Here is a 7,493-nt window from a genome sequence, read left to right as displayed (position 1 = left end):
CGATGAGAAAAAAAGATGTCTATTTTCTGTTTTTTCTCGAACTTCATTCTTCATCCATTAATACAGATATAAAGGTTTGAAGGAGACAGTTATGTGGGAGCAGGAAGTGAATTACATCTATCATTTTTAAACCATCTGACATTTGGAGACTATTTTTTCCTTCTCATCCATTGTGTTGCAACCCATTTTTCTCCAGTAATAACTGGAGCTCCACCATGTAAAGTCAGGTCGTTAAGGTTTTGATCGTTATAGAAATATTCAAAATACACTGCCATTCCTTTTTGAGGTGATACTGAAAAATTCAGTTTAGGAAAAAAAGTTTCTCCTCCATGCTCTACATCATTTAAGTACATGACGATTGTGCTGATTCTATTGTTTTTTGTTGCTTTACTTGCAGATGTAAAAAAATCAAAATGAGCTTTATACTCTTGACCTGGAATATATTTAAGAATTTGAATACCATCCCCATGTTCAATGGGTATATTCATGATAGACGATATTCTTTTTTCAATTTTGGAAATGATGTCATTTTCATTTTCTTGAAAAAACATACTACTACTAGTTCTTATCTCATTTACTTCGGGTGTAACTCCAATTTTAGAACGATGCATTTTGTCTTTTGACAGTCTAATAAGTTCATCACATTCTTCGTCACTCAATACATTTCCTAAAACCACCAGAAGAGGTTCTTCTAATTTAGCAATTATATTAATTTCTCTATCTTCCATTTTGATTTTATTTCCAATATGATTAAAAATAGTTTGTTCTTTACTTATTGAATTTTTATTGTCCACTGTCAACTTTCATCGTCTCCTCAAGAGAATGAATTTTCTGATTTTTAATTTCATTAATGTAAGCGGTTTTCTATGTTAATTATATCATAGGATAACCATGTCTCGCTTCGTTAATGGACATTTTGTGTGTGATGATCCCCCTTTGAGCGAACTCACCATACGTTGTTTTTTATTTTAGAGATATTGACTTCCTATTAGCTGGTTTAGTTGATTAAGGAAGGCAAAAATGATCGATGTTTTTTTATAAGGCTGTTTTCACATACTTTGTTGCTATTTACCAGGTAGTGAGTTGTGGTTGATTTCCCCTCCAGATGCTCGCTTTCCTTGGTGCGGGCGGTGAGCCTCCTCGGCGTAAACGCCTGTGGGGTCTCACCTGTCCCGCAGGAGTCTCGCACTTCCGCTYCAATCAACCTTAAATAGTTTCGTTTTAAAAACAACAATTTTTACGAAAAGAGCCTTTTATAAAAAGAATAATCCAATTTAAATAATAGTAATGGCATATTAGTTAATGACACAAGAAGGTCGTCAATGAAGGCAATCTTCTTGTGTCAACTTTTTAGAATAAGGGATTCCTCATTGGAATATTATGTTAAAGTTAAAGGAGCAGAGCAGTTTTTAGGGTATTGACGGTGAGCGTAATGGGGGGGAATGATTATCTTCGTGAAAAATCCAATATTTCATTAAAACTAAAACAGTTTAAATAATAATTCTTAAGGGGTGTTTATTTATAGTTATAAAAAGAAATAAACATGAGAGTTTAAATGGAAGCGCTCTATTCATTGTAGAGGTAGAGGTTTACGAACTCACTGGTCTGGCAGCCGAGGTGACCTCATGACAGTAATGAAAAAGCAGCCAATTTCACATTTGATGAAGAAGCGTAGATTTTGGGGTTATGGTGCCGCTATAGCGTTAATGCCTTATCTGTTAATCAAAATCGCCTGGACGTTCGGTCTCTTCATGCCGACCGAACAAATGGGCGACCCAAGTTGGCGCACTGCAAACGCAGTAACAATGGTTCTAGCTGCAGTTGGTGTCCTGTTAGCATTGGCGTTTAGCATGACATGGGGTGAGCGACTGCCCGCCTGGTTGGTTGCCTTGCCCGTCTGGGTAGGTACTGGTTTACTTATTCCTATGCTGTTGCTAGCACCTGTGCTTGGTCCTGCTGCTATGATACGCGATCAGCAGGCAGGAGCTGTCAACGTTTGGGTATATGAGCAGATTTTCGTAATGGTCTCACTGGTTGGGGTCGGGATCTGCCTACCTTTCGCCTTAGCTGGATACGCTAAAGCGCGTTGGCCAGAGGCATTTGCTGATCCAATCGACATTGAATTACTCCCGGGCAACAGCCAGAAACTGCATATCACCTTGGCTAGGCTTGTCGCGGCTGGCTGTATCCTGCTTGGATTTATTAAGCTATTCTGGGCGGTTGGTGGAACTATTGGCATCAACCCAGCTATGTTGGATAACCGCGATATATGGTGGCACCTATTGTCGTTGAGTACCGGTGTGTGGGCCTTCGCGGGGGCATGGGGTTTGTTGGTACTGACCACCCGCCGTGGGTCGAAGAGGTTCCTTCCTCCTATGGCAGCAGCATGGATCTCGTCGGGAATGCTGTTCTCTTATAACCTCTTTAACCGCTTGTCCGCCATTCGCCCCGATGCACAACCTGCTCTAGAGTACCCGCTTGCATATGTACTAACCACCGAGTTAAGTAGCGTCTTGGGAGTGATGATGGGAATAATTATCCTGATGGTACTGCACGACCGCCGGAGAGCAATGCGCAGTTCTAGAAGGAATTAATGTCCTAATATTGAATTATATTTATAAAAAGAGAAAAACATAAAATAAAAAAACTGCCCAATTCCATGTCAGATTGGAGGTTCTGCTGGATTTTATACAGAGAGTCTTTAAAACAATGAATGAAACGCCACATAATACTTATCAAATACTAACGAAACGTTCTAAACGACTAAGTGAAATGGCTGAATCCTTACATTGGACACCAAATATTTGGATAGGAACAAGTTTAGTGAATGAAGATGTATCTTATCCAATTAAAGATTTAAGAAAAAGTGCCTGCTCATGTAGAATCTGGCCCAGGGTCGGTTCTATGGAGACTGAATGGGTAAGAACAATGCGACCAGGGTGAAGAACAGAAAATAGCTTTCTTTTTTAAACAATGGGGCGGAGTTCAAAAACATYGGTTTGGAAGAGTATTAGATAACAAAACATATGATGAATATCCAAATCTCTCTTGCTTGATATAAGCAAGGTTTTTTTAGTGTGTATACTCGCGAGCGATTTAGTATAGCGAAAAAATCGCTTTTTAATAGGCTTCTTTGGCATGCCTACTTTTCCATCACTCGCCAGTTTCGAAATAAGGATCGTTTCGTATCTAGTCATTTACGTTGTTAGCTTGATGGGCATGTGATGCTACCCCAATAAGAATCTTTTTTCTTAATAAAATCCCTCAGTATAATAGATAATACTCACGAATACTGGCTTATTCGCAGTCATTAAAAATAGCTTCATTTTTTTTGTAATCTAGTAATAATTCTTCTGTAAGCTTCCACAAATTTTGCTGCATAAGCTTTTCATTTCCAGGATATACTGGTTCAATTTCAGCACCAGTTCCTACTGTAAAATATCTACCCGTAATATTTTTAAATTTTGGTTCAGTAGCTAGACGAACGATGAGGTCAGCACCCCTTTTAGGATTTCCGATGTTTAGAAGTTTCAATATTCCCCCTAATATTGTAGAAAACCAGAGATCTCTTCCTAGACCAGTATTATTGAAACCTGGATTCAGAGTGTTAGCAGTGATCTTAATATTAGATAACTGACGTGCAAGCTCATAGGTAAACRTTATGTTTAAGAGTTTTGTTTTACCATAGACTTCTGATGATCCTTTAGCTGTAAAGGAAGAAGTATCAATCAAATCATCTGGCAATTTTAGCTTTCCATGATTTCGTGATGATTCTGAAGCAACAGTAATGATTTTTCCATTTTCTGCTTTTATTAAAGATTCCTTTAATAAATCTGTAAGTAACCAGGGTGTTAGGTAGTTTACAGCTATCATCTCAGCGAAACCTTCAGATGTAATTCTTTGTTTAAAACCGTGAATCCCCGCATTATTAATAAGTACATCAACCTTTGGGTAGTTTTCTTTTATCTCGAGACCGATCCGACATGTATCTTTCATTAAGGACAGATCACCGAAATAGAAATCCACTTCAGTGACTGGTGAAGCTTTTTTAATCAACCTTTCAGTAATTTTTGCTCGCTCTTCATTACGCGCAGTCAATACTAGTTTTGCACCAAGTTTTGCAATTTCAACTGCTGCAATCTGACCTATACCACTTGTAGCCCCGGTAATTACAACAATAGGATATCCAGACATTATTAACCCCCAATAAACTTGACATATAACAGGTAAACGAAATATATTTGATATATGTCAACTATAAATAGTTAATTGATATATGTCAATTACTTATATAGAGAAGGAGATAACTATGAGTAATCACTCTGACGTTAGAGAAGAACTTGAACTAAATTTAGGTAAACAACTTAACGCGTTGATAAGCGAAGCGCATGCACTTAATGTTAGAACTGCTTCTATATTTGACGCAACATTACAGCCGGCAGCTTTTTTGATTGTTCGTTGGTTATACTCACATGGTCCTGCTAACGCAAGCACTTTAGCTGAATCAACCGCCATGGATCGAAGCTCTGTAAGTAGACTTATTGGTCAGCTGAAAAATCGAGGTTATGTTATGAGTGAACCTCACTCCACAGATCGTCGTGGTGTATTGTTGTCTTTGACCACAAATGGTCGTGAAAAAACTACAAGAGCAATAAGAGAAAAAGAATCTATCTTTTATGAAACTATCTCAGGTTTAACTAATTCTCAATTGAAAGAATATATTGAGATGCTTAAAAATCTTTCTCAGAAAAAAAAGGATTGATAAGATGAATGCTCTTTAGATAGACGGCCTTTACTGTACAATGATTTCTAAATTAGTGAAAGGATGGTATTGAAATGATGCAACTAAAATTACAGATAGTGGGTCAAGGTTTCTTGTATTAATTTGATCAAAATTTGTTTCAAATCTACCACAAATCCCTAATTCAGGGTTGGAAGCAAGAAACACTATAGAAATTAGGGATATTATAGAAGCCACTAAATTATTTATCATGACAGTATTTGCTTTTCCTAAACCAATCAGTACTGCTTGAAAGGGAGTACGAAAGTAGTGTAATAGAAAGAATGGCCCCATGATTTTAAGAAAAGTACCTGCTTCTGGTGACTTATATATCAGTGTCGTTAAAGGTTCTGCAAAAACGTACAAAATGATTGTCCATGGAACGCCTACAATCAAAGCTATGTTAACAGCTTGTTGAATTCTTTTCTTAATAAGAAGATGATTATTATTCTCTTTCGATTCACTAATAGCTGGTACTAAAGCTATTGATAAAGACTTAGTTACAAAACCCGGAAGAAGCATTAAAGGTATAGCATATCCCATCACAATACCATATTGTTTGGTAGCTAAAGCCGTTCCAATACCGGCCAGAGCCAAACTTTGTGTAATCAGAATGGGCTGAATAATTCCTATCAAAGATTGTATTAAGCCGTTTCCAGTTGTCGGCAGTCCAGTTTTAAGTAAATCGAAGAAAATTTCCTTACCTTTGCTGATCTGTTTTATAAAGGAATGGTGTAATTTGAATTTTTTATGTTTTGACCATTTAAATACAGAGAATAAATATAGTAGAGAAAATCCTTCCCCAATAATGCCACAAAGAATTGCCCCAGCTGCAGCATATTCTATTCCATAAGGAAGTAGCCACTGAACTAGAAAAAATATAAGCCCAATTCTAACAACTTGCTCAATTACTTGGGATATTGCAATTGGCGTCATGTTTTGTTTGCCACGGAAATATCCTTTTATGACTGAAGAAACTGCCAGAATAGGAACTATCGGTATAACGGCAAGTAAAGAATAATAAGCTCTTTGATCTGTTAAGAAATGTGAAGATAATGCCTTAGCACCGAAAATTGCAATAATCATTAAAACTAATCCTAATAAGCTAGTAGTAACTAATGATACAATCAGGATTTTTTTTACACGTCTATAGTTTCCCTTTATTTTCGGCTTCAGCAACCAGTTTAGATATGGCTATGGGGRGTCCTAACGTAGTTCATGTAATTAAAAGACCAGTAACAGGCATTGCCATCATGATAAGACCGACACCTTCAGGACCYATTACATTTGCTAATACTATTCCGTTGGCAAATCCCAATATCTTTGTAATGAATGCGGCAACTGTTAAAATCATAGTTCCTTTAAAAAGAGATTGTTTAGTCATCAATTATTCACCCTCTACCTTGTCCATATATGAATATATGCATGATAAAGGTAAACTTATGTTGGGTATTATAATGGAGCGAAAAGGGAGCCTTTTACCTTTCTGATAAGGTTGTCTATGTAAACTAGCTTTCTATATTTTTCTAGAACTAACGGGGAAAGTTAAAAAGCAGAGACAGAATTTTGGACAAGGAGATATAAAGTGAAGAAATTAAAAAACGATTTTCTCTAGGGTTAGCTGTGCTGATGGCCGCGTTTATACTTTTTTTAGTCTATGATCACTTAGACAATCAGAAAAAGGAAGGATAGAGCCGAGAATTCATGGAAGAAAGCAATAAGGTAAATAATGAATATGATATTATAGCGCTCGGAGTCAATCCAGATAACAAAACGATTAAAGTACATGTGCCGATAAAGGAAGAACAACGGAATGAACTGGCCTATTCTTTGGCTCAAATCGCCCAAAAGCATGGCATGGAGGATTATGAAGTCATAGTAAGAGCTATAAGAGATGGGTACCCACTTGGCCAAGACGTAACACCAGATAAAGTATATGAACTACGTAAACAATCAATTATTGATTAATTTAAGTAAAAAAAAGAGACTCATTCGCTCTCCTAGCTTTTCATAAGTTAGGGGCAGCAAACGAGTCTTTTATTATTTGTTAACACACAAGCAGGTTAAATTTGTGACCATCTAAATCTTCAAATAATCCACCATAATATCCTTCATGTTCTGTTGAACGTTCGAGTACTTTGCCACCTGCCGCTTCAACTTTATCCAATATCTCATCGACCTCTTTATTTTCCTTCACACCTATCGACACTAACACTTCATTTGCATTAGGTTGTACTGAAGCACGAGAAACCTGCTCATAATGAGACTTTTCAATTAGAATGATTATCGAACCTTCCGCCACTTTAATACCAACCATTTTATCTAACATATCTGGGTTTTTATTAATATTGAATCCGATTCCCTCGAAAAACGCTTCACTCTTTTCTAAATTTCCAACTGGTAAATTAAACCATACGGATTGTAACATTCTTACATCCCCCCAGTGAGCTGAATACATAACTTTTTCAATTATATACATTTTAATTTCCTTATGCAAAGTCAGCGATTTGACATACGTAAGAGTCAATAAAAAATGGCATTACGTATGTGTATTTGTCGATCTCTTTAATCGGGAAATCGTGGGCTTCAGTACAGGAACAAACAAAGATGCTTTACTTGTCTATCGTGCATTCGCCTCCATCAAGGTTGACCTTCGTAAGATCCAGATCTTCCATACGGATCGTGGAAATGAGTTTAAAAATAAGCTCATGGA

At 36.9% G+C, this 7,493-nt stretch carries 10 protein-coding genes and 1 pseudogene; 5 read left to right on the top strand and 6 right to left on the bottom strand.

Going from position 1 to position 7,493, the window contains the following annotated elements; genetic code table 11:
• Positions 1–149: 149 nt before the first annotated feature.
• Positions 150–728, bottom strand: coding sequence for a 2OG-Fe(II) oxygenase (locus tag AC1DVK_RS25870; RefSeq protein WP_375166292.1), 579 nt, complete (start codon positions 726–728; stop codon positions 150–152).
• Between the two features lie 269 nt (positions 729–997).
• Positions 998–1,231, bottom strand: coding sequence for a hypothetical protein (locus AC1DVK_RS25865; protein WP_477627722.1), 234 nt, complete (start codon positions 1,229–1,231; stop codon positions 998–1,000).
• Positions 1,232–1,625: 394 nt separating this feature from the next.
• On the opposite strand from AC1DVK_RS25865, the gene AC1DVK_RS25860 reads away from it, so the two are divergent.
• Complete coding sequence (locus AC1DVK_RS25860) at positions 1,626–2,594, top strand: hypothetical protein (RefSeq protein ID WP_477627721.1); 969 nt, start codon at positions 1,626–1,628, stop codon at positions 2,592–2,594.
• A gap of 73 nt (positions 2,595–2,667) precedes the next feature.
• The gene (locus AC1DVK_RS25855) at positions 2,668–2,943 is read left to right on the top strand and encodes a DUF5131 family protein (protein ID WP_477627720.1); all 276 of its coding nucleotides are present in this window, start codon (positions 2,668–2,670) and stop codon (positions 2,941–2,943) included.
• Between the two features lie 354 nt (positions 2,944–3,297).
• Here AC1DVK_RS25855 and AC1DVK_RS25850 read toward each other — a convergent pair whose 3' ends face one another.
• The gene (locus tag AC1DVK_RS25850) at positions 3,298–4,194 is read right to left on the bottom strand and encodes an SDR family NAD(P)-dependent oxidoreductase (protein WP_477627719.1); all 897 of its coding nucleotides are present in this window, start codon (positions 4,192–4,194) and stop codon (positions 3,298–3,300) included.
• A gap of 115 nt (positions 4,195–4,309) precedes the next feature.
• On the opposite strand from AC1DVK_RS25850, the gene AC1DVK_RS25845 reads away from it, so the two are divergent.
• Positions 4,310–4,762 (top strand): MarR family winged helix-turn-helix transcriptional regulator, encoded by a 453-nt coding sequence (locus AC1DVK_RS25845; protein ID WP_089362320.1) that lies wholly within the window; start codon positions 4,310–4,312, stop codon positions 4,760–4,762.
• 30 nt (positions 4,763–4,792) lie between these two features.
• On the opposite strand, the gene AC1DVK_RS25840 is transcribed toward AC1DVK_RS25845, so the two are convergent.
• Both AC1DVK_RS25840 and AC1DVK_RS25835 read right to left on the bottom strand, forming a co-directional pair.
• Positions 4,793–5,959, bottom strand: a complete 1,167-nt coding sequence (locus AC1DVK_RS25840; protein ID WP_477627718.1) for an oligosaccharide flippase family protein — start codon at positions 5,957–5,959, stop codon at positions 4,793–4,795.
• A 37-nt stretch (positions 5,960–5,996) separates the two neighbouring features.
• The gene (locus AC1DVK_RS25835) at positions 5,997–6,164 is read right to left on the bottom strand and encodes an oligosaccharide flippase family protein (RefSeq protein WP_477627717.1); all 168 of its coding nucleotides are present in this window, start codon (positions 6,162–6,164) and stop codon (positions 5,997–5,999) included.
• A gap of 320 nt (positions 6,165–6,484) precedes the next feature.
• Between AC1DVK_RS25835 and AC1DVK_RS25830 the strand changes: the two genes are divergently transcribed.
• Positions 6,485–6,748 carry a hypothetical protein gene (locus AC1DVK_RS25830; RefSeq protein WP_477627716.1) on the top strand — a complete coding sequence of 88 codons (264 nt, stop codon included), beginning with the start codon at positions 6,485–6,487 and terminating at the stop codon, positions 6,746–6,748.
• Between the two features lie 79 nt (positions 6,749–6,827).
• Here AC1DVK_RS25830 and AC1DVK_RS25825 read toward each other — a convergent pair whose 3' ends face one another.
• Positions 6,828–7,208, bottom strand: coding sequence for a VOC family protein (locus AC1DVK_RS25825; RefSeq protein WP_430152240.1), 381 nt, complete (start codon positions 7,206–7,208; stop codon positions 6,828–6,830).
• 70 nt (positions 7,209–7,278) lie between these two features.
• Between AC1DVK_RS25825 and AC1DVK_RS25820 the strand changes: the two are divergent.
• Positions 7,279–7,493, top strand: a pseudogene (locus AC1DVK_RS25820) (DDE-type integrase/transposase/recombinase); the annotation flags it as partial.

Source organism: Peribacillus sp. P4_B1 (genome assembly GCF_056402395.1).
The sequence above is the reverse complement of the archived record's forward strand: the minus strand, read 5'-3'. Positions and strand labels throughout refer to the sequence as shown.